Annotated in this window: 2 protein-coding genes and 1 pseudogene; all 3 read right to left on the bottom strand. The window is 71.9% G+C overall.

Annotated features, from left to right (window positions below; all coding sequences use genetic code 11):
• A pseudogene (locus tag WA805_RS29855) lies at positions 1–301 on the bottom strand (homoserine kinase); the annotation flags it as partial.
• A gap of 209 nt (positions 302–510) precedes the next feature.
• On the bottom strand, positions 511–1,602 hold the full coding sequence (gene thrC / locus WA805_RS29850) for a threonine synthase (protein ID WP_422284245.1): 1,092 nt from the start codon (positions 1,600–1,602) through the stop codon (positions 511–513).
• On the bottom strand, positions 1,599–1,987 hold a 389-nt coding region (locus tag WA805_RS29845; RefSeq protein WP_425243993.1), incomplete at its 5' end, for an ACT domain-containing protein. The genes WA805_RS29845 and thrC, both read right to left, overlap by 4 nt.

Below are 1,987 nucleotides of genomic sequence, written 5' to 3'. Positions count from 1 at the left end.
AGCCGAGGCCGCGCCCGTGCGGTATCCGGTTCACGCAGCGCAGCTCGATACCAGGCGGCTGCCCGCCGCCGAGATCGTCGAACGCCGCGCGCATCGCCCGCACCACCAGGTGCGCTTCCTCCGCGTCCGTCACGTCGGCGGCGCCCTCGCCGGAGACGTCGATGTGCAGCCCCGACGGCACGACCCGCGCCTCGACCTCGTCGTAGAGGCTCAGCGCCAGCCCGAGCGCGTCGAACCCGGGCCCCAGGTTGGCGCTGGTCGCGGGCACCCGCACCCGCACCGGCTCCTCATCCCACGTCACGAGGTCGTTCGCTCCTCCGGCTCAGCCAACTTCGTATCACTTCTGGCCCCTGCCGACGACTTCGTATCACTTCTGGCCCTTTTCGCGCCCGAAATGCCCGATTCTTGGGGCCGAAACTGATACGAAGTGGCCGCTCGGCGCGTTAGGCGGAGCGGCGCAGCAGCGGTAGCCGGGGCAGCGGGGATGCTGGTGGTCACGGCTCCTCCGGCTCATGCGAGACCCAGGGCCGCCGCGGCGGCGGCCGCGTCGGCGGGGACCGTTGTCGGAGCGGGGGCGCCGGACAGCGCCCAGTCGGGGTCCTTCAGGCCATTGCCCGTGATCGTGCAGACCACCCGGGAACCGGCCGGGATCTCGCCCCTGGCGGAGGCGGCGAGCAGGCCCGCCACGCTGGCCGACGACCCCAGCTCGCCCCACACCGCTTCCTCGCGGGCGAGGATGCGGTAAGCCGCGAGGATCTCCCTGTCAGTGACCTTGGCGATCAGGCCGCCTGACTCGTCCCTGGCCGCCTCGGCCAGCGTCCACGAGGCCGGGTTCCCGATCCTGATCGCGGTCGCGATCGTCTGCGGGTGCACCACCGGCGCGCCGTCCACGATCGGTGACGCCCCGCTGGCCTGGAAGCCGAACATTCTGGGCAGCTTCGTCGCGAGCCCCGCGGCCGCGTACTCCTTGTAGCCCATCCAGTAAGCGGTGATGTTGCCCGCGTTGCCGACCGGCAGGCAGTGCACGTCGGGCGGGTCGCCGAGTGCGTCCACGACTTCGAACGCCGCGGTCTTCTGCCCCTGCAGCCGGTCCGGGTTCACCGAGTTGACCAGCGCCACCGGGTAGTCCACGGCCAGCTTCCTCGCCAGCTCCAGGCAGTCGTCGAAGGACCCGTCGACCTGCAGCAGCCTGGCGCCGTGCACCAGCGCCTGGGCGAGCTTGCCGATCGCGATCTTCCCCGCCGGCACAAGCACCGCGCAGGTCAGGCCGGCCCGGGCCGCGTACGCGGCCGCGCTCGCGCTGGTGTTGCCCGTCGAGGCGCAGATCACCGCCTTGGCGCCGGAGCCCGCGGCGACAGTGATCGCGACCGTCATGCCGCGGTCCTTGAACGAGCCGGTCGGGTTGAGGCCCTCCACCTTCAGGTACACGTCGCACCCGGTCCTGGCGGAAAGCACCGGGGCGGGCAGCAGCGGCGTGCCGCCCTCCTGCAGGGTGATGACCGGCATCCCGGCCGTCACCGGCAGCCGGTCGCGGTACTCGGTAATGACGCCGCGCCACGGCGCCCGCGCGCCGGTGACCGCCACCACCTGCGGACTAGTCATGACGGATCTTCCTCCCCTTCGACCCGCATCACGCTCGCCACCGCCCTCACAACGGGAAGCGCCTGGAGTTCGAGAATCGTCGCCGCGAGGTCGGCGTCCCTTGCCTCGTGCGTGACGATGACGAGCAGTGCCTCGTCGCCCCTGCTCGTCTGCCGTACCGCCTGGATGGAGACGTCGTGCCTGGCGAACGCTTCCGCGACCGGCGCCAGCACGCCGGGGCGGTCGTCCACGTCCAGGGACACGTGATACCTGGTCAGCGTATCGCCCATGGGCAGCACCGGAAGCTCGGCGTACGTGGAAAGTTCCGGGCCGCGCGTGCCGGCCAGCCGGTTGCGGGCGACCGCGACGACGTCGCCGAGCACGGCGCTCGCGGTCGGCGTCCCGC

The organism is Trebonia sp. (assembly GCF_049794275.1).
Lineage (GTDB): Bacteria > Actinomycetota > Actinomycetes > Streptosporangiales > Streptosporangiaceae > Trebonia.
The sequence above is the reverse complement of the archived record's forward strand: the minus strand, read 5'-3'. Positions and strand labels throughout refer to the sequence as shown.